Source organism: Streptomyces sp. NPDC002889, assembly GCF_042888425.1.
GTDB lineage: Bacteria > Actinomycetota > Actinomycetes > Streptomycetales > Streptomycetaceae > Streptomyces.
In genome coordinates, this window is record NZ_JBIAPT010000009.1 from 190,307 (window position 1) to 209,925 (window position 19,619).

Genomic DNA, 19,619 nt, shown 5'->3' on the forward strand with positions numbered 1-19,619 from the left:
GTCACTCCATCGCCGCCGCCGCGGCCGACCGGGCCTCCGCGACGATCGTCTCGAAATAGCCCGGCACCTGCTCCCCGCCCACCACCAGCGCGCGGTCCAGCAGGGTGTTGCCGGTTTCGCAGCTGGTCTCGGGCAGCAGGGCGCAGGCGTGACAGGCAGCCCGGTTGAGGTTGTCGAAGCCCTGCCCCGTATGTTCGGCGCACAACGGGTCGGCGGAGCACCAGGCCGCAGCCTCTGTCATGCGCAGCAGCGTCTCCGCGAGCCGCGGTGGCTCGCCCTGTTGCACGAGGCCGCCGAGGGTGCCCTCGGCGTCGCCGGCTGCCGTGTACACGAGTACGCCGTACTGGTCGTTCTCGGGACGGGCGTACACCCGCTCCCGCAGGCTCGCGGTCGAGTAGCCCGACTCGAACGACAGCTGCCGGATGAGGAGATGGGCCAGAGTGTGCAGAAGGACGAAGCGCGGGGAGAGTTCCGCGCCCGCCACCATGGCCAGCCGGTCCCTCTGGAAGGACCGGTCGAGGTCGTCGCGCAAGCCGGCCACCCGGTTGCGCACCCGCTCGTCCTGTTCCCAGCCGGCGAGCACGTCCTTGTCGAGGGTGAGGAACACACCTTCGCCGAACACCTCGACCGCGGGCAGCCAGCGAAGGCGCCGTGCTGTGTCCGCGGGCACAAAGGCCGAGCCGGGGGAGACGCGGCGAAAGCCCTGGAGGGCGCGGACTTCGCGGAGCCGGTCGGCAAGGACGATCCGGCCGACGCGCCGCCGCAGCCCGGCCCAGGGCTCGGCGTCCTCGTGGCCGAGCCCGAGGTTCGTCTCGCGGATGGAGAAGTCGCGTGTGGCGGGCGGAGTCGGCGACATGAACGCGGCCCACTCCTCCCGGCTCAGGTCGGGGGCGGCCGGCTCGTCAGGGGCCGCCGGCGCGTCGGACGGCGGCGGGGGAGCGCTGCCGGTCTCCTCGGCGAGGAGCGCATCCAACAGGGCGTCATCAGCGCGTGTTTCCTCCTTGATCATGTCGCGGAAGATCCCGGCGCGTGGCCCGTCGAAGACCCGGCAGAGAGGGATCCACATGTCGCTGGCGCGCACGCGCTCGGCCAGGGCTTCGTCCGCGATCCCTGCGGGGGTCTCTGTCTCGGGGATGTCGAGCGCGGAGCTGACGACCGGATAGTAGAGATTGCCCGCTGTACGCTGCACCACCTGAACGGGCTTGGTGCAGTCCACCGCCTCGTTGAACCGCTGCCACGGGTTGCGCCCAGAGCAGCGCATCCCGTGTGTGCCGAGTACATCCAGGAGATCACGGGTGGCGCCGCAGCCCTTGGCCGTACAGACGACGGACAGGGCCTCCAGACCCGCGGCGCGTTCGGACACCTTGAACCGCAGCTGGTCGCGTGAGGTACAGGCCTGCCGTTCCGTGGGTTCCAACCGGGAGTGCGCCCAGAACCACCAGTCGACGTCGCCGAGATGGCCGCCCGCGCAGATCTGTACGAACCGCATCGGCGCGAGCTGCCGCACCGGTGAGCAGTTCGGGCACCGTGGCGCGGTGCCCGGCTTCTCGTCCGCGATCCGCCAGCGGACCATGCGGCGGCACGCGCCGCAGAACAGCCAGGCGGGAAAGCGGATGTACGGGGCGCCTGCTGCGTCCTGCCGGTCGAACCGGTCGTCGGCGGCCGGGGGTGCCGCATAGAAGCCGCTGACTCCAAGCTGAGCGGCCAGGCGGGCCGACTCCACCTTCTGACGCTGCCGCGGCCAGTCCCCTATGCCCGTTGCCACGAACGACTCGCCCTGGATGTCGAAGACGGCGCCGACCCCGAACGGTAGGACCGTCTGGGCCTGGCGTACACGCAGTCGCCTGCTCACAGATCCGCCCCCTTCACCGTCACCTGGCACTCCCGGTCGACGTTTCGCATCGAGTGAGGGGTTTCCCAGAGGCCCCCGTATTGCTCGAAGTTTTTCAGCAGATTCATCTGTCCCTTGCCCTGGCTGCGGTAGTACAGCTCCTTGCCCTCCTTGCGGGCGTCGAGCGCCTGCTGCTGCCACGCGGACAGCAGCTCGTCCAACTCCTCGTGCACGGCCTCCGCTGCCCTCGGGTCACCGGCCGCGGCGCGGGCCGCCAGCTCCTCGGCGAGCGCGGCGACGGCCGGCAGATGGTCGAGGACGTCGCCCGCCTGGTTCTCGGCGGACAGGCCGAGACCGTGGCGTACGAGAATCACCAGCGCGGCGTGCAGCGCGCGTCGGCGTGACGGTGTGGACCAGGGTGTGACGCTGGTCGGCTCGACGTGCCGGTACAGGGAGCGGTGATAGACGTCGAACGTCTCGTAGTGCGAACGGTCCCTGGGACGCGTGGCGTTGAAGAAGGTCACGACCAGGCCTGGCACCGTGTGACGGCCGACGCGGCTGGTCGCCTGGATGTACTCGGAGGTCGTCTTCGGCTGTCCCTGCATCAGCATCAGAGCGAGCCGCTTCACGTCGACGCCGACCGACAACATGTTGGTGCAGGGGAGGAACGACACGGAGTCCGATGCCGTGTACGGCTTCTCCAGCCGGTCGAGGAGCACGGGCTGCTCCGCGCGCGGCAGATTGCTCGTCAACTCCTGCACCTGGCGGTCCGTCAGCTTCCGTACATCCCGACCTTCGTCGAGTCCCACCAACTGGGCGGGGATGTCGTCGGCCGCGGCGGTGACGGTACGGCCCAGCTCGCGGAGGCTGTGATGATAGGCGACCAGCGTCCAATACGCGTCCCGGCTCTCCTCAGGAAGCTCCCACGCCCCCTGGAGCATGGCGGCCGCCGTGGCGACGGCGGCACGGCCCGCGGTGTGGCCCTGCGCCATCACACCGACGTAGCGGCGGCCGGGGCGGGAGGTGTCCGGCTCGGCGAAGTACGAGTGGCGGGCGTCGAGCCCGGCGGGCGGGAACAGTTGCACATCACGTCCGTACAGCCCGCGGACCTGCTCACCGGAGCGGCGGATCGTCGCGGTCGAGGCGACCACCTTCGGGCCGACCCCGTCCCGAGTGCACAGCCCCAGCACCGCAGACTCGTACAGACCCACCGTCGTACCCAGCGGACCCGTCAGTAGATGGAGCTCGTCCTGGATGACGAGAGAGGGCGGCAGATGACTGGTCCCGGAGCCGAACAGGCGCCCGGAGCGGGGCTCCCAGGCCAGGCGCGCGAATTTGTCGACCGTGCCGAGAACGAACGTGGGCGGCCTGTCGTACAACTGCTCGTCGACGACCGCCACCGGCAGCTCGTCGTGGAAGGCGCACTCGTCGCGCGGGCAGAAGAACGCGAACGAGTCGGCCCGCGCGCGCACGCCGTAGTCGCCGATGTCCGGGGACTTGCTGCTCGGCAGGATGCGCGTGCCGCACCAAGGGCACCGGTCCAGGATGAACACGTCCTCGGGCCGCGCCGCGGCACGCACGTCACCGAACGCTTTGAGTGCCGACTCGTACGTGTTCGGGGAAGTGGCCTCACCCACCCACAGCCCGATGGAGAACGGCTCCTGGCCGAGGGTCCCCGGATCCTTGCGGCGCAGTGTTTCCAGGGCACACACCGTGGTAGCGGCCCGCTGGAACTGCTGCGTGGTCAGCAGACTCAGGGTGTAGCGGCTGAGCACGGCCGTGCCTCCGCCGCCCGGTTCACGGCGCCGCAGCACCATCACGAAAGCGGCAAGCAGAAGGTAGGCCTCGGTCTTGCCGCCGCCTGTGGGGAACCAGATGAGGTCGGCCATGTCCCGGTCCGGGTGGTCCGGAACGGCGACGCCGTCCAGCGACAGCAGGAAGAACGCCAGCTGGAAGGGGCGCCACGCCGCGTCGGGGTCCGGAACGGGGTCGGCCGCCACCGGCTCGCGGCGCGCCCGCCGCTCCCCGGCCTGGTCGCGCGCCGCGTGCCGCATCTGCAGGGCCATGGCCAGATTGGCCGTACGGAAGGAGGCCAGCAGCTCAGGACGCTTGGGGTCACAGAGGGTCCGTACACCCGACTCGATCCTGTCCACGACCGCGGCGACGCGGTCGAGGATCCGCTCGGCCGCCTTACGACCCCAGTCGGGGACATCGGTGTTCCGCTGCTCCTCGTGCCAGTCCCGGTAGCCGGCCGCGAACTCCATCAGCTCATCGCGCAGGTGATCGGCCGGCACATCGGGGTCGGCGAGGTGAAGCACTCGCAGGACCGGAAGGCCGACCGGGCCCGCGGCCCTGGTGGCGGGCACCTCCGACTCGGGCATGACGGCTGCCTCCAGCCCGGTGATCCGCCCGTCCTCGCGTACTTCGGTGACCGAACAGCCGTGGCCCACCGCGTGGGTGCGTACATGGTGGTACTGCAGCCGCAGCTCCTGCTCCTCCTCGTCGCGGCTGGCGAGACGCACGCTCGGGTACTGCAGGACGCGGCCGTCGACGGGACGGGCGTCGAGCCGGACCTGGAACAGCATCCGGTCCCACTGGGTGGGCCGGCCGCGGCCGGTGTCGGCCGTGGCGGTGGTACCGGTGCGGGCTGTGTTCACCAGGGCCACGGTGACGAGATGGCCCGCGCCGAATCGGCGGCGCCGCAGCCGGATCTCAGCACGTCCGTCGAGCACGGTCTTCCGCTCGAGGCCGAGATCGAGCGTGACGGTCTCGGCGGGAAGGGCGGCCCGGCGCCAGCGGCGTCCGCGCTCACCCTGCTCGGTCTCGTAGCGGGCCGCGCCGCAGCCGACCTGAACGGCCGATGCGTCGGTGTAGAAACTGAACCCGAGAGACGACGGCAGCCAGGAGTTGGACTCCGGGATCGGGTCCGTCGAGGGGGCACTGTCCTCGGCCTCGTTCTCCGTACCGGGCCCCTCCAGCACCTCGGCGGTCTCCGTCAACCGCCTCTGCAGATCGGCGTCCTGGGGATAGAGAGTCCCCATCAGGTACTGCCGGTCCGGCGGCGCATCGAGCACCTCGTCCACTCCCTGGGCTGGACCGACCAACTGCCGACGCAGGTAGTCGATGAGTTCGTCTCGGGGGTTCACTTCTTGGCTTCTCCAGATCGTCGTCACAGCCAATGGAGCGTTCGAAGGCTCGGCGGTACTGATGTGGAGGCGCGTCAACCGAGCCGCCACCGGCGGCGCGGGTCAGGACCCCGCGGCCCAACCGGGGGCGGGGGAGCCGCAGGGCGGGCCGGGGTGAGTTGCGCCTCCAGTTCGGCGATGCGTGATCGAGCGGCCTGCTCCACTTCGGCGATGCGCGTCTGCGCCCACTGCTCAACGGCACGGACGCGCTCGTCGGCTTCCTGCTCCACCGCCTGTGCTGCGCCGACCCGTTCGGCGAAGGCGGCCTCGGCCTGTTGAAGCCTCGCTTCGAGCGCGGCCACCCTCCGGTTGGCCGCGTCCGCGATCTCACGGGCTCGGAGCGCGAACTCCTCTTCCATGCGCCGCAGTGCCCGCTCCTCACGCTCGGCGGCCGCATGGGCCGCCGCAGCCTGCGCCTCCCTTGCATGCTCGTCGGCGGCGGCGTGGGCTTCGTGAACGAGCCGTTCGGCGTCCCTGCGGACCCGGTCGATCTGCTGCGACGCTTCTGCGCGGGCCTCCGCCCGTGCCCTGTTCCGCTCCTCTGCCCTGGCGCACGCGACCTGCTCGGTGACTGTCCCTGCCAGCGCGTGGATCCGCTGCGCCGCCTCGTACGCCTCCGCCTGGGCTTCGACACGCGCTCTGTTGCGTTCCTCCGCTCGAGCGTGGGCGATTCGGTCCGCCACGGCGGCTTGGAGCTCCTGGAGCCGTCGCCCCGCCTCAGCGGCGGCGGCTCGAGCCTCCGTCAGGGCGGTCTTGCCCAAACGGGAATCGCCGATCGCCTCGGCGGTGGTCGGCTCAACAGCGTTCGGCTCAGTAGGTTCAGGAGATTCAGGCTCCGGAGTGTCCGGAATCACCGAGGCCGGATGCACAGAGGCGCCGTCTGTGGCGGTGCTTGTCCCCGCCGATTCTTGCGGGTCCTCGAGCGCCTCGTCCAAGGCAGCTTCGTCGAGGGAGGGTGCCTGGGGCTCGGTCGCAGCCGCCGGACCCTCAGCGTTGCGGACGTCGGCTCCGACATCCGTACCACCCCTTCCGCTGCTTGGGACGAACTCCTTGAGTGCCTGCGAAAGCGCCAGCCGTCCCTCGGGCTTGACCAGTGGGTTCCTGGCCAGATAGACGCGCGGTGACCTGCCGAGCAGGGCCGGTGACGGGCACTCGAAGAAGTCCTGCGGACGCAGTCCCTTCTCCTTGAGGTTGTCCAATACACGGACGAGGGTCTCGATGGCCTGAGTGACAGGGCGGTCCGGGAGCTGGCTGCCGCCCGCCACCTTGGCGATGGTCAGCGCGGGGTACAGGCCCAGCATTTCGCCCAGAAGGACGTGCCCGAGGGCCAGATGGACGTAGTGGGCCATCCACCGGACGCTCCGGTTGAGTGTCACCGACAGTGCGACAGCCTCTTCCCAGCGAGCCGAATAGAGCTCGTGGCCGGCCGTGTCCGAATTCCCGTGCGGTTCGGTACCGCTGTCCGTCGTCTGTATCGCAACCCTTCGGGCAGATACCTCGGTGGACGGGGCGTCGCCTGCCGATTCCGACGAGGTAGGGCCGGGGCCTGCTGAGGGGGGTGCCTCATGGCGATCTGCGTCCGGCATGCCGCCTCGTGGGAAAGGAATCACCGGGGACGGCGGTACGTCCGACGTCCGAGATGTCGCCGGGAGCGCCGGCCGAGTGGTCTCCTGGTCGGCGCCAGCGGTCGACAAAGCATCGGCTGGGGACGGCTCAGCTGTCTGCTGCATGAGTTCGGCATCCGACGTCTTCACCTCGCCGGACGTTCGAACGGTCCTCTCGGCCGACTGCGACGTGTCATACGCAACCCTCTTCGGCCGGTTGCCATCGCCCTTCGGCCCTTCGACGGGAAGGGCCCGTGCCCGCCGCCTGCGTGGTGTTGAAGCTTCCTCGTGGCGCCCGTGATGGCGGACCAGGTGGCGGAGGACAATGAATGCCTTGCCTTCCAGTTGGCGAATTCGCTCCCGGGTGACCCCGAACTCCCTGCCGAGCTCGTCAAGCGTGGCGGGCTCGTCTCCGTCCAGACCGGTGCGGCGCACCACGATACGAGCCGAGCGCGCACTGAGATGGTCCATCACGCGCAGGAAGTGCTGCGTATACAGGGACGCGACCACTGTGTCCTCGACCGGCGGCAGCGCCGTGCGGACCTCCAGCAGCTCGCCCAAGTGCGTGCCGTCCCCGATGATCCGGTCGAGCGAGTCCGTCACCTTGCTTGTTCGACGGATCTCCTCCACCTTGCTGACCGGGAGATCACAGGCCACCGCCACGTCTGCCGCCCGCCGGGACCGGCCGGCCGCCATCAGCTCACGCTCGGCGCGGGCCACCTTGTGCACCAGATCGTGCATGTAGACCGGGATACGGATGGCGCTTCCCTCGTCGGCCACTGCCCGGGTCACTGACTGGCGGACCCACCAGGTGGCGTACGTGGAGAACTTGTTCCCGTGCTCCGGATCGAACTTGCGAGCAGCATTGATCAGCCCGAGTACTCCGTGCTGGAACAGATCCTCGTACTCCAGCCCCTGCTCCACGTAGGACCGAACAATGGAGTGGACGAGCCCCTGGTTGTGAACCACGAGGCAGTCCCGGGCTCGGCGGCGAATGTGCGTAGCCGGCAGTTCCCCCAACTCCTCCACCGTGGGCTCCACGTCGATGCGGTCGCGGCCCCCACGCAGCAGCACGCCCAGACCCACCTCCTCGAGGGCAGTGAGGATGCGCTTACCGGGCCGCATGGTGTAGCGGTCCTCGTCGATGACCGCCCGTGCGGCGGACACGGCACGCGCGAGGTCGCCTTCGGTCGATGCAGCGCCCCGCACCGTGGGAGCCGGCGGCGCAGGTTCCGCGCGCTCGGGCTTGAACGGCCGCTCATGCCGCTCGGCTCCGACGACCACGGTGAAGCGCGACTCCGCGCCCGTCCTCAGCTCGACTGTTTCCGACACAGTCAACCCGGCAAGGCGGGCGACACCCGCCAGCGCCCGCTCGGTCACCGCGCCCTCGTCGGCGTACCGCGCCAACAAGTCGAGCGCTGTCCGCACCCGCGGACGAGCGCGCTCCTCCGTTTGTGTGCTTTCTGTGCGCGACTGTACAACCTTCTTCACTTCTCGCTTGTCATCGATAGTTGAGAACTGAACAATGGGAGCTTCCAGCCTCAGTCCCAACTGGAACAGCGCCGAGATCAGCCGTGCTCGCGCGGTGTCATCCAGTGCCAGTTGCGCCGTTTCCGCTTCGAAGGCGGCGTGCGGCACGACACCATGGTTCGCGGCCTGTTGGAGGTTGAGATACAGGGCTGCGAGCGAGGCCTTGAGGTCCAATGCCATCCAACTTTCCGGCGGTGAGACGGCGGTGCTCGGGAATCGAAGAGCGGAGTGCTTGCTTCAAGAGGGACTCTACGCTTAGTGTGTTGACGATGTAAACAGTCAACTTCATAGCTGTGGGGCGGCCTTCGTGTACGGGGCGAAGGTTGGATGGGTTTCTCCATGACAACGGGGGAACCCCTGTGCCGCCGTGGGGAGGCGTGTGTCCTGACTCGGGGCCGCGCGGGGAGTGCGCAGGAGGGGTGCCAGTGCAACTGGGAACGGTCGCGGGGCGGTTCCGGCTTCTAGGCGAGGCCTACGACCGCATGACCGCAGTGGGCGTCTCCTTCGGCACCCCTCTCGTCGACGGCGAGAATTACGCCTCCACCCTCAACCCGCCCCCGGGCAAAGCCCCCGCCACCCAGCGCCCGTCACCGACGCGGCGTGATTGCACCCCGTCCACTCTGTCCCCGCCCGTGCAACCGGGCGAGGACACCACACACCTGCGACCGGTTATGCACCAGAGCTCAGCGGCTTCGTCCGCCATCGCCCCAACCGACCGTGCGGCACTCCGCGCCGAGCGACGGAGGCTGCATGAGGCCATACGCGCCAAGCGCTCCCTCCTGAAGGGGCGCGCCGCTTTCGAGAAAGCCGACGAGCGCCGCCAGTTCAAGGACGCGGTGGCCCGCGATCAAGCCACCCGTGCGCACCAGGGCGCCTTGGCGAGGGCAGACCGCGACAAGCAGCAGAAGCTGCACTCCATTGCCGTCCAGCTACGGGCTCTCGAAAGCGACCAACAGAACTCCGAGGAACGGGAGCTCCAGCTTCTCCGTCGCCAGTTCATCGACGCTGCTCTCCGCCGAGCCCACCTGTCAGTCAAGGAACTCAACGGCCTGGGCGCGGGCCTCATCAACGATCTCGCTGCTCGCGGCATCCGAACGGCCGCCGACTTCACCGGTGTCAGCCGTGGCCCTGCCCCGAACGGCAAGGGCGGCGACGTCATCTGGATCCACTTGTCCGGTGGCCGCAATGTGCACGTCAACGGTATCGGTGAGCATCGCGCGAAGGCGTTGGTCGAGTGGCGTAAGTCCTACGTCACCCGCGCTGAGGAGCGCGCGCCGAAGCGCATCGGGCCGGCCGATCGCAGACGGATCGAAGAACTGGCAAAGCAGAGGCGTGCGGAGTTGAAGGCCGAGGAGGCCGCAGCGGAAGCCGCTGCCAACGAGGCGCGCACCGAGGCCAAGGGCGCCCTTGACGAGACCCTCGCCCGGCTGGCCGAAGCGGCGCGCGACGCCGATCGCGAGGCCGCCGCAAAGCGTACCCAGTACGACGTCCTGGCCGAGGAACTGGCGCGCCTCGAGGCCGAACTGGTGCCTCTGGACGCCGCGTACGGCGGCTTCAGGTTCGGGAGGCGGACGCACAACCGGACCGTGACAGTACCCTCGGCCTTGACCGCGACAGCCGTCCCGCGACAGCGCCCGCGCTTCACGCCGACTGCGCCGGTGAGCCTGGACAAGAAGTCGCCCGAGCCCGAACCGCAAGCCACCGCGAAGCGGCCCGGCCTACTGTGGCTCATCCCCATCGTGTTCTACTTCGGCTCCGCACTCACCGGAACGCCCGTCCTTGTAGGTGCGCCCTTGTGGGCCGTGGCCATGATGCGTGTGGGACACCTAACTGTCACGGGATACCTGTTCTCGCACTGGATTCGGCGACGTCGCCAGTGGAAGAGGCAGCGGACGACGTCACGTATGCCGGCATGGTCGATACACATCGTCTGGGTATGGCTGATCGTTGCTGTCGTGATCGGTACGCACTACGAGTGAGATGAGCGAAACGGGGTGGTGCCGGATGTCCGGCACCACCCCGGGGGTGACCTGCCGTGTCAGCTATCGGCGGCGTACCGCACAAATCGGGCCCAGTCTGCGTGAGCGACACACAGATGAGGCCGGGCCACATCCTTGGAGTCGCGCACGAGTACGGCCTGGTCGGTGGCGGCGACCTCGACACAAGCGCCGCCTTCGTTGGAGCTGTGACTGCTCTTCATCCACCGCAGATGCGTGGTGACGTTCGCGGAGCGATCGATGCTCATGCCTCTCCCAGCAACTCCTGGATGACAGCCAGTGATTCGGACGGGGTGAGTGCCTGCGCCCGGATGCTGCCATAGCGTGCTGCCAGGATACGGACTTCATCCGGATCAGTGATCAACCGGCTGATGTTCTGGACCTCCAGATAGGCGACTTGCGCACGCCCCTGGGGTGTCAGCAGAATGAAGGGTCCACCCATCCCCGCATGCTTATCACGCTTCGTGGGCATGACCTGGAGCTCCAAGCTCCTGAGCTGCCCGAGTTCGAGCAGCTTGTCCAGTTGAGCCTTGTGAACGGCCTCACCGCCGATGGTCCGGCGCAAGACCGACTCCTCGATGATGCATGTCACGATCGGAGCTGGCCATCTGGTCAGCAGTTCCTGCCGAGCGAGCCGCGCGATCACCCGCTGCTCGATGGTCGCGTCGTCGAGCAAGGGCTTGCGCATCGCGAAGAGGGACCGCGCGTGATCCTCCGTCTGCAGAAGCCCTGGAATCACGTGATTGCCGTACTCGTGTACCTCAACTGCTTGGCGCTCCAGCCGAGCGTAGTCCTTGAACCACGCCGGGTGCTTCACCCGCGCCCTCGCCTTCGCCCTCCCCACATCTTCCGTCGCCGCCCGCAGCAATCCGCCCGCCCCGAGCAGCTCGTCCGCCGCGTCCAGGAACTCCGGTTGTGGCGTCCTCCGCCCGCGCTCCAGCGACCGGATCAGGTCCTCGCTGTACCCGAGTTGGTCCCCGAGCTCCCGCTGCGTCAGGCCGGCCCGCTCCCGCAGGACCCTCACCTGGCGGCCGATCACGCGGAACAGGTCGGCCGCGTCTTCCACTTCGTCGTTGTCGTCCGCCGGACCCGTGAGCTCCATCCGTGCCTGCTCCCGTTCTGCACGATGCCTGCCCGTATCGGTACGCATACGCTGCGTACCGGTCTGTTGCGGCAGGTTACGGGGCGGCGGCAACACCCCACGGTGTAAGAGCGAAACCGCATCCCTTCGTGTGGCTCACCTTCGCCGCACGCCTTGAGGCCGATCATTCGGCTTCGGCCGCGGCGAGGTACCGGCGCAGCTCTGCCCTGATCTCATCCGCTCCGCCCACCGGCGGCTGCCACGGAGCCTCCCCATTGGCCATCGCGGTGCTGCCCGCGAAGCGCACAAGTTGGGGTGCGGGTACGAACGAGTCACGCAACCACACGGCGAAGCGCGGCAAGAGCCAGCGCCTATGCTCCGTGCCATGGGATTGGACATCACCGTTCTGGTCGTCGACTGGGCGCACCTGACCGCCATACCGGCCGACGACCGCGTCGACCGGCTGGAGGACGCCGCCTATGACCTCGACGAGATCGAGCACGGCTGGACGTGGCCCTCGAATGACGCCAAACCCTGGTGCGGCAGGTACGAGTTCCGAGACACGCTCGGCTCCTACAAGCCGCACTTCTGGGCCGGTGAGGCGTGGGACGACGTTCGCGCCTTCGCCGATCCCGCGCTGAAGGCTGCCCTGGACCGCTTTCTCACACCGCTGTTGTGGGACGACGCCACAGGCGACGACGATGACGCCGAGGCCCAGGACGAGGTCCGTGACGGGATGGATCTGCTACGCCGGAGCGTGCTGGTCAGCTGCACGCCCGAGGCCGTCGAGGAGCTGGTCGACGCCTGGAACGAGACGGCGCCTCTCCTCGCACAACTCCGGGAGCCGTACGCAGCACACGCCGCGTGCCCGGGGCGATGGATCGCGAACTTCGAGGAGTTCAGCGACCTGCTCCACGGCTGGGCCGAGGTGGCGATGGAAGCCGAACGGCGCGGATGGGGGCTGGTGGGGCTCCGGGTCTGAGCTGCGCCGCGGAGAGGTACCGGAATGTCCGACCTGCGCCCAGCCCAACGCCCGCTATCACGGCGCGCTCCGCCTCGCCGAGAGCGTGCTGCGTGGGGCATCGGCCGAGCACGACGTGGGGGGGCATCGACGGCTTCCTTTTCGACATGAACAAGCTCTTCGAGGACTTCGTCTGCGTCGCGTTGCGCCAGGCCCTCGCCTCGTACGGTGGCCACACCGAGCTCCAGGCCAGAGGAATCCACCTGGACCAGGACGAAGAGGTGCGGATCCGTCCGGACTTCGTCTGGTATGCCGACGACGGCCGGCCCGCTGCGGTCGCCGACGCCAAGTACAAGGCGGAGAAACCGGAAGGCTTCCCTGACGCCGACCTCTACCAGATGCTTGCCTACTGCACGGCACTTGGCCTGTCCGACGGCCATCTCGTATACGCCAAAGGCAATGCCTCGCACGCCGCCCACCGCATCCGCAACGCAGGTATCACGATCCATCAGCATGCTCTGGATCTGGATCAGGCGCCTGCAGCGCTGGTCGCCGAGATCCGGGCCATCGCCGGGCGCCTCGCTGTCGGCACGCCCGTATGATCATCAGGCCCTCCCTTTGGTGCAAAGGAGTCGTCCCGTGCCTCAGCTCGCCTTCGCGAACACCTTCTGGGAGAGCTTCGACGCCCTGGAGAAGCCGGTCAAAGCAGGCGTACGCAAGGCCATGGCCAAATTCCAGCAGCTCACCGTAGCCGAAATGCACGCGGACAAGGGGCTCCACCTGGAGTCGGTCGACAAGGCACGCGACCCCCGGACGCGGACCATCCGCATCAACGACTTCTGGCGGGGCGTCGTGCTCGCACCCGACGACGGCAGCGACACGTTTCTGCTCCTGAACGTCGTCCCGCACGACGATGCCTATAGCTGGGCCGCCAAGCGCCTCTACACCGTGAACACCGCCACTCGTGCACTCGAAGTGCGCAATGTCGTCGCCATCGAACAGCTCACACCCGCACTCGAGAAGGCTGCCACCGCGGCCCCCACGCTGCTGTTCGCCTCGTACTCGGACACGGTCCTGCGGGACCTCGGCGTCGACGACCAGGTGCTGAAGGCCGTACGGACCATCATCGACCGACCGCAGTTGGACGCGTTCGGGACGCTGCTGCCCGAGGACCAGTTCGAGGTGCTGACCTTCCTGGCGGAGGGATTCAAGCCCGACGAGGTCTACCGGGACGTGGTCGCCGTGCGCCGGCCCGTTCACGCGGCGCCCGAGCCGACCGAGGACCTGGCCGCCGCCATCGCCAACACGAGCAGCCGAATCACGCTGATCACCGAGCCCGACGAACTCGCCGACATTCTGGAGAAGCCGTTCGCGGCCTGGCGGGTCTTCCTTCATCCGTCGCAGCGGCGGCTCGCGTATCGGGTCTCGTACAACGGTCCCGCCCAGGTCTCCGGTGGACCGGGCACCGGAAAGACCGTCGTGGCTCTGCACCGGGTCAAGCACCTGCTGTCCCGCTCTCCTGACGCCCGCGTGCTGCTGACGACGTACACCAACGCCCTCGCGGCCGCGCTGCGCGAGAACCTCACCCTGCTCCTGGACGACGAGACGCAGCTGGCGCGGGTGGACGTGACCACGGTCAACGCCTACGCACACCGCATCGTCCGTGAACTGGGCGGGCGGACGCCGTCTCCGATCGGGGACCAGGAGGAGCGGCGGATCTGGCAGCAGGTGGGCAAACAGCTCGGTCTGCCGTGGAGCGAGCAATTCCTGGCGCAGGAATACCGGCACGTGGTCCTCGCCCAGGACCTGAGGTCCGCCGAGGACTATCTGTCTGCCACCCGCCGAGGCCGAGGGACTGCGCTCGGACCGCTGAAGCGGGCACAGCTCTGGCGGGCTGTCGATGCGTTCAATACTGTGCTGGCAGGCAAGGGCACGAGCACCCATCTCCAAGTGTGCGACGAGGCAGCCCGGTTGCTCAAGGGAGCCGACCGCTCTGTACACGGATACGCCCATGTTGTCGTGGACGAGGCGCAGGACCTCCACCCGGCCCAGTGGCGCGTACTGCGGGCAGCTGCCGAGCCGGGTCCTGACGACCTGTTCATCACCGGTGACCCGCACCAGCGGATCTACGATTCGCATGTGTCACTTGCCTCGCTCGGCATATCCGTGACCGGCCGCTCCAGCCGACTGCGCATCAACTACCGCAGCACCGAAGAGATCCTGGTGTGGTCCACCGGCATCCTCGACGACGCGCCCGTCGAGGACCTCGGCGGTGACGGAGGCGACAGCCTCGCCGGCTACCGATCCCTGCTCCATGGAAGAAGACCCCACGTCGACGGGCATGCCTCCGAGCAGGCCGAGGTCACGGCGCTGGTGAAGCGCGTCGAGGGATGGCTCGCGCACGGAATCCGCCCGTCCGAGATCGCGGTGTGCACCAGGTTCAATGTGCTGCTGGACAAGGTCCGCAACCGGCTGGAGGCGGCGGGGGTTCCCGCGGTGCGGGTGAAGGACAGTCCGGGAGCAGGCGCCGAGGGCGTACGACCGGCGACGATGCACGCGATGAAGGGGCTCGAGTTCAGGTGCGTCGCGGTCGTCGGCGTCACATCCGGCGCAGTCCCGTTCGCGAGGGAGATCACCCCGGCCGAAGTCGACCGGCTCCAGTACGAGTCGGACGTGCTGCGGGAACGGTGCGTGCTGTTCGTGGCGTGCACGCGCGCCCGTGAGGCACTCCATGTGTCGTGGAGCGGGGCCCCGAGCCCGTTCCTGCCGGCGCAGCGGTAGCGGGCCGCCGCAGCGTCAGTCGTCGGACGCCGGCGGTTCGAGTGCTCCACTGGTGAGGCCGTCACGAGCGAGTGTCGCCGCATGCTCGCTGAGTCCCGTCAGCTTGCCGACGTGTTGCTCGAACTCCGTGAGTGCGCGGAAGGCGGCTCCGTAGCGGCGCTGTTCCTCGATGGTCATCTGGGGGATGCGAGAGCCGCGGGTGTCGGTGCGGAAAGTACCGCTGGTCGTGGTCGAACGCCGGGTGTTCGCGAGGCTTCTCAGGAAGCCGTTCACGTAGTCGGTGTCGAGTTGCTCGCTGGTCGATACGACTGCGTCGTCCGATGTTTCGACCAGCCCTGCGCGTGCGAGGTCCGAGAGACTGACAGTAGCGCCTTCCCGCAGGCTGCCCTGTTGCCCGCCCGTAAGGGCGGGCAACAGGGTGAGCAACTCCTGCAGTTGCCGAGCGATCGCGGTGCGCACGGCCTCGTACTCCGCGGTGAAATCGGTGTGTCTGGCCGAGATGTGTGTGGCCGGTGTCAGATCGACCGTGTCGTCGAGAAGATCGATACGCGGTACATCCGCGGTCTGACCGGCTTCGGGGCCGAAGGAGCCCTCCGGATCGTTGCCGGTCAGGTCCGTCATGCGTACGAACTGGGCAGTATCGGCAGGGCCCGTGGGCCGTCTGAGCAGCCAGAGGTGTACAGACAGAGCATGAGCTGCGGCCAAACCGGGTGGTAGCGCCACGACGTGGACGAGCAGACCCCGCCGTACGATCTCGGCGCGGATTCTTCGCCCGGCCTTGCGGTACGCGACGGACGCCGGCATCACCATGACGACGTGGCCGCCGGGAGCCGCGTGGTAGTAGCAGTTCTGCAGCCAGGCCAGTTCGCTCTCGGCGCGGGACGGCACCCCGAACTCCCAGCGCGGGTCCAGCAGCAGGTCTTCCCGTCCCCAGTCGGCGACGCCGACGGGTGGCTCGCACACCACGAGGTCGGCCTTGAGTTCACGGTGCTGGTCCGCGCGCAGGGAGTCTCCTGCGCTGATGGTGGCGTCGGCCAGGCCTGTCAGATTCGCACGGAGTTGTGCGTAGCGGGCGTTCACAGGATCGACGTCCTGGCCGACCAGGGCGCGCGCCTGCGTGCTGAAGGCGAACAGCAACGAGCCGATGCCGCAGGCCGGGTCGAAGACCGTGCCGCTCACCTCGCCCGCGAAGTGCGTGATGGCCCTGATGAGTTGTGGCGAGGTGATGCCGTCCGAACCGGTACGACCGGACGACTCGACGTAGCGTGCGGTGAGATCCGTCAGCAGCTCGGCGGGGGAGAGGTGCGCGGTGAGCTCGTCGACGATGGCCTTGAGGGCAGGATCCCCTCCGGTATCCACGCTGCCGTCCGATCCCGCGAGGACTTCCGCGACGGTGGTGAGCCCACGGACCATGTCGTCGCCGTGTGTCCCACGCAGTTGCTCCCACAATCGCACCTCGTCGGACATCTCCCGGCCCTTGCGCTGCTTGTCGAGCCACGCGCGGACTTCAGGGAGGGAGAAGAGCGGGCTGCTGGTACTCCCGGTCGAGGGGGCGGGGAAGTCGTCATGGCGCCTGCGCCAGTTGGAGACAGCGGCACGGGTGACTCCAGCCAGGCGCGCGATCTCGGCTGCGGTGACAAGGGGCTCTGCGGGCGGGCGCACTGCGTCCTTCATACTCCCCACGGTACACGGGACGCCCGGAGAGTTGTGGGTGTGAGCCCGTTGGCGATGTAAACGAACTCTATGTGATCAGGTGCGTACGCGGGTGCAGCAGCAGGACCGCGAATGCCGTCGCGCACGGGCGGCTGCCCGGCCGGGGATTCCGGTTGAGTCCGATCCTTCTGTCGGACTCCCGGCTACGGGCCGAGATCACGGACCCGCGCGGCGACCGTCATCCCGTCGTGTCCGGTGTACCTGATGAAGGAGGGCGTGGTCTGGTCATCGTGGCCGCACTGGCCGCACTGGCCGCCGACTGGGGCGTACGGCCGTATCCGCCGTCCGGGAAGACGGTCTGGGCCGAGGTCTGCCCGGCGCGCCGTTCGCCGGCCTTGCTCGGGGCGACCTGCCCGCCCACCAGGCGTCCGCCGCCGAACTCGCGGCTTGGGCCCGCGGCCACCGGATCATCGAGACTCGCCACCGCCACGGTGATGTGTGGGATTGCTGAGGCCGCGAAGCGGACTTCCGGGGTTCAGCGACGTGTTGGCGAAACGGCAGTGATGGCTTGCGTGTCTTGACGGGCCGCCGGAGCCAGGTCGGTTCTGCCTGCGCTGCTCCGACGAGCGGAACTTCGCCGATCAGGTCCGGTGGCAGCCGGGCCGGTGCCAAGCCGTCGCCGGGCCGGTGACCGAGCCACCCAAGTGCCCGCGTACGTGTGACCGCCTCCCGGTAGCGTGCTGTCCAGTGATGACCGTACGACGGGCAGGACCTGAGTGATGCGCCTGTATTTCGCGCCCGAGGAGACCGACGAGTTCGAGGCCATGTGCGGGCTCCTCATCCATCGGATGGGGCGGTGGGCGGACGAGCGCGGTGACCGCATGGACGGCTTCGGGGTCGAGGCGGCGCTCGACTACCGGCAACGCGGTACGCCCGACGGGCGGCTCGGGCTGTGGGAGCCCCGGCATGTCGAGGGTTTTCTGCTGGAGTGGCTGCCACGGACGGTGACCGTGCTGCCGGGGGACGAGCCCGGGGACATGCCCGGCACGCTCGCACTCCTGTTGCGCTACCTCGACGCGATGGGGCTCGCCGACCCGCGTGGGGCCACGCTCGCGGAAAACCTCTCGGCGATCGAGGCCGTGACGCCCCGGTTCGGGCCCGCCATGGCCGACCGGACCCGCTGGGGCCTGTCGAAGTTCTGGGTGACCACGGCCGCCGAGCAGGGCACGGACGTGCACGATCAGGAGGCCTTGCAGGATTTCGTGGAGCGGGCCCGGCGCGGGGAGGTCGCGTACGACGAGAACGTGCTCGACCAGGTGATGGCCCGGCGGCTCGCGCACGGAGCGGCAGCGAGGGAGCGCGCCGAACCGCAGCTGCCGGTCGCCCTGCCCACCGAGGACGAGCTGCGCGTGCTCGCCGAGCGCTCCGCGGTGCTGCCGTGGCTGCGCGGGATCAGTGCGTGGGCGGGCAGCGAAGGCAGGTCGGTCACCGCGACCGGCACGCTGCGGATCGCGGACGCGAGGGCGCTCGTGGCCGAGCTGGGCACGGGCGACAGAGTGGAAGGGGTCCGCTCGTCGGCGCAACTGCCGCGGCTCGGGCTCGCGGTCGAGTGGGCGAAGAAGGCCAGGATCGTACGGATCGTCAAGGGGCGGATGTACGCCGTCGCCAAGGCGCGGCCCCTCCTCGAAGACCCACTCGCACTGTGGCGGCGCGCCTTCGAGACCTTCACCGGTCTCCGGGATCCGCTGGTCGCGCCCCGCAGCGGATGGCACTTCCCCTCGACGGTCCGCGACAGCTTCGAGCAGGTGGTGCCCGACATCCTCAACACCCTCTACAGCCTGCCCTACGCCATGCCCTGGCCGCGGCTGTGGGAATCGACGCTTCTTGGGTACGGCACCGGGCCGGGCCTACTGCTCGAAGCCGGCGACCGAGATCTACGCGTCGTGCTCGGCGCCCTCGAGGACCTGGGTGCGATCGAGCGGTACGAGGGGATGGCCGACCCGGTGTTCGTCGAGAAACCGCTGAGCGCGGCGCCGGAGCTGCCGCCCGCCGCGCTGCCGCCCGAGCTCGCGGAACTCTTCGGCACGGTCGCCCGCCGCCCCCAGGACCCGGACGCCGAGTCCCGTGCCGGCGCCCGCGTCGCCCAGGAGGCTGAACTTACCGACGGACAAGTGGAGTTGATCCGGCTCACCGCACTCGGTCACGACTCGGTACGGCGCCGGCTGCTCGCAGAGGGCCGCGACGCGCCGCTCCTCGGCGAACTCATCCACGCCCCGGCCGCCGGACTTCTCGGCGTCCTCGCCGACCACTACGATCCGGACTCCGCCCGCACCGAACTCGCCACCTGGATCAGCGTTCGAGCGAGCCCGGCCGTGGCGTTGGAACAGCTGACCGACGCGATGCGTGCCTGTCCCTTCCGTACCCGTACCGAAGCCATGCTGAGTGTGCTCGCCGAGGCTCACCCCGACGGCGATACCGTGGCCCGGGGCCTGCGCGGCGACCCGCTGCTCGCGCCCACCGCGATCAGCGTCCTGGTCCGGCGCGAGATCCTCGACGCCGATGACCTCACTGAACCGGAGAGCCTCCTCATGGTCGCGGAGAGCCTGCTCCAGCTCCTGGAAACTGTGGGGTCGGACGGAGTCCTGGAGACGCTGCGCGGTCAGCAGGTCCCCGCCCGCGAGACCCTGGCCGCGGCCCTGGCATCCGGCCATCCCGACCGGGAGGGGATGGCGGATCTGAAGGAGGTGGCCGATCAGTTCGCCCGACGGCCCGCAGCCCAGGTCGGTCGCATCCACCGGAGAACTGGACGCAAGGGCGGGAACAGGGGCGGCAAGCGACGACGGTGAGCGGACCCGGACCTCTGACGCCTCCGCGACTCCAGGAAGAAGGACGAGCGTCGGCCGTACGAGGAGACAGCCCCCAGCGAATCCGCAGTGGAAATGGGACCGGTTCACGTCGTGCGCCCCTCGCCGCAGAACCGTGAGGCGGTCACCGGC

13 protein-coding genes are annotated in these 19,619 nt (G+C 68.9%); 5 read left to right on the forward strand and 8 right to left on the reverse strand.

Features of this window, described 5'->3' with window-relative positions; all coding sequences use genetic code 11:
- Window position 1 precedes the first annotated feature (1 nt).
- The 3 genes from drmB to ACFYWI_RS15845 all read right to left on the reverse strand — a co-directional run bounded on the left by drmB (window position 2) and on the right by ACFYWI_RS15845 (window position 8,330).
- Window positions 2-1,852 (reverse strand): DrmB family protein, encoded by a 1,851-nt coding sequence (gene drmB, locus ACFYWI_RS15835; RefSeq protein WP_389231443.1) that lies wholly within the window; start codon window positions 1,850-1,852, stop codon window positions 2-4.
- Window positions 1,849-4,977: a helicase-related protein gene (locus ACFYWI_RS15840; protein ID WP_389231446.1), complete on the reverse strand. Its 3,129-nt coding sequence runs from the start codon at window positions 4,975-4,977 to the stop codon at window positions 1,849-1,851. Before ACFYWI_RS15840 ends, drmB begins: the two co-directional genes overlap by 4 nt.
- A gap of 74 nt (window positions 4,978-5,051) precedes the next feature.
- Window positions 5,052-8,330, reverse strand: coding sequence for a sigma-70 family RNA polymerase sigma factor (locus tag ACFYWI_RS15845; protein WP_389231449.1), 3,279 nt, complete (start codon window positions 8,328-8,330; stop codon window positions 5,052-5,054).
- A 311-nt stretch (window positions 8,331-8,641) separates the two neighbouring features.
- On the opposite strand from ACFYWI_RS15845, the gene ACFYWI_RS15850 reads away from it, so the two are divergent.
- On the forward strand, window positions 8,642-10,129 hold the full coding sequence (locus ACFYWI_RS15850; RefSeq protein WP_389231452.1) for a hypothetical protein: 1,488 nt from the start codon (window positions 8,642-8,644) through the stop codon (window positions 10,127-10,129).
- Between the two features lie 59 nt (window positions 10,130-10,188).
- Here the strand turns inward: ACFYWI_RS15850 and ACFYWI_RS15855 are convergent, their stop codons facing one another.
- The 3 genes from ACFYWI_RS15855 to ACFYWI_RS15865 form a co-directional block, all read right to left on the reverse strand.
- Window positions 10,189-10,395 carry a DUF397 domain-containing protein gene (locus ACFYWI_RS15855; protein WP_389231455.1) on the reverse strand — a complete coding sequence of 69 codons (207 nt, stop codon included), beginning with the start codon at window positions 10,393-10,395 and terminating at the stop codon, window positions 10,189-10,191.
- Complete coding sequence (locus tag ACFYWI_RS15860; RefSeq protein WP_389231458.1) at window positions 10,392-11,249, reverse strand: helix-turn-helix domain-containing protein; 858 nt, start codon at window positions 11,247-11,249, stop codon at window positions 10,392-10,394. The genes ACFYWI_RS15855 and ACFYWI_RS15860 overlap by 4 nt, the downstream gene beginning before the upstream one ends.
- Window positions 11,250-11,412: 163 nt before the next feature.
- On the reverse strand, window positions 11,413-11,589 hold the full coding sequence (locus ACFYWI_RS15865; protein ID WP_389231462.1) for a hypothetical protein: 177 nt from the start codon (window positions 11,587-11,589) through the stop codon (window positions 11,413-11,415).
- Window positions 11,590-11,613: 24 nt separating this feature from the next.
- Between ACFYWI_RS15865 and ACFYWI_RS15870 the strand changes: the two genes are divergently transcribed.
- From ACFYWI_RS15870 to ACFYWI_RS15880, 3 genes are all read left to right on the forward strand, one after another.
- Window positions 11,614-12,210 carry a hypothetical protein gene (locus tag ACFYWI_RS15870; RefSeq protein WP_389231465.1) on the forward strand — a complete coding sequence of 199 codons (597 nt, stop codon included), beginning with the start codon at window positions 11,614-11,616 and terminating at the stop codon, window positions 12,208-12,210.
- Between the two features lie 146 nt (window positions 12,211-12,356).
- Window positions 12,357-12,791: a hypothetical protein gene (locus tag ACFYWI_RS15875; RefSeq protein ID WP_389231468.1), complete on the forward strand. Its 435-nt coding sequence runs from the start codon at window positions 12,357-12,359 to the stop codon at window positions 12,789-12,791.
- 37 nt (window positions 12,792-12,828) lie between these two features.
- Window positions 12,829-14,970 (forward strand): UvrD-helicase domain-containing protein, encoded by a 2,142-nt coding sequence (locus tag ACFYWI_RS15880; protein WP_389231471.1) that lies wholly within the window; start codon window positions 12,829-12,831, stop codon window positions 14,968-14,970.
- Between the two features lie 15 nt (window positions 14,971-14,985).
- Here ACFYWI_RS15880 and ACFYWI_RS15885 read toward each other — a convergent pair whose 3' ends face one another.
- Complete coding sequence (locus ACFYWI_RS15885; RefSeq protein WP_389231474.1) at window positions 14,986-16,644, reverse strand: N-6 DNA methylase; 1,659 nt, start codon at window positions 16,642-16,644, stop codon at window positions 14,986-14,988.
- A gap of 217 nt (window positions 16,645-16,861) precedes the next feature.
- A complete protein-coding gene (locus ACFYWI_RS15890; protein ID WP_389231477.1) occupies window positions 16,862-17,107 on the reverse strand; it encodes a hypothetical protein in 246 nt (81 codons plus the stop codon).
- 295 nt (window positions 17,108-17,402) lie between these two features.
- On the opposite strand from ACFYWI_RS15890, the gene ACFYWI_RS15895 reads away from it, so the two are divergent.
- The gene (locus ACFYWI_RS15895; protein ID WP_389231480.1) at window positions 17,403-19,469 is read left to right on the forward strand and encodes a hypothetical protein; all 2,067 of its coding nucleotides are present in this window, start codon (window positions 17,403-17,405) and stop codon (window positions 19,467-19,469) included.
- The last annotated feature ends 150 nt before the right edge of the window (window positions 19,470-19,619 follow it).

Coding starts and splice junctions, on each gene's coding strand:
- ACFYWI_RS15870 (WP_389231465.1), top strand. CDS start 11,614: ATGGGATTGGACATCACCGTTCTGGTCGTCGACTGGGCGCACCTGACC.
- ACFYWI_RS15895 (WP_389231480.1), top strand. CDS start 17,403: ATGCGCCTGTATTTCGCGCCCGAGGAGACCGACGAGTTCGAGGCCATG.
- ACFYWI_RS15845 (WP_389231449.1), bottom strand. CDS start 8,330: ATGGCATTGGACCTCAAGGCCTCGCTCGCAGCCCTGTATCTCAACCTC.
- ACFYWI_RS15855 (WP_389231455.1), bottom strand. CDS start 10,395: ATGAGCATCGATCGCTCCGCGAACGTCACCACGCATCTGCGGTGGATG.
- ACFYWI_RS15860 (WP_389231458.1), bottom strand. CDS start 11,249: ATGGAGCTCACGGGTCCGGCGGACGACAACGACGAAGTGGAAGACGCG.
- ACFYWI_RS15875 (WP_389231468.1), top strand. CDS start 12,357: ATGAACAAGCTCTTCGAGGACTTCGTCTGCGTCGCGTTGCGCCAGGCC.
- ACFYWI_RS15885 (WP_389231474.1), bottom strand. CDS start 16,644: ATGAAGGACGCAGTGCGCCCGCCCGCAGAGCCCCTTGTCACCGCAGCC.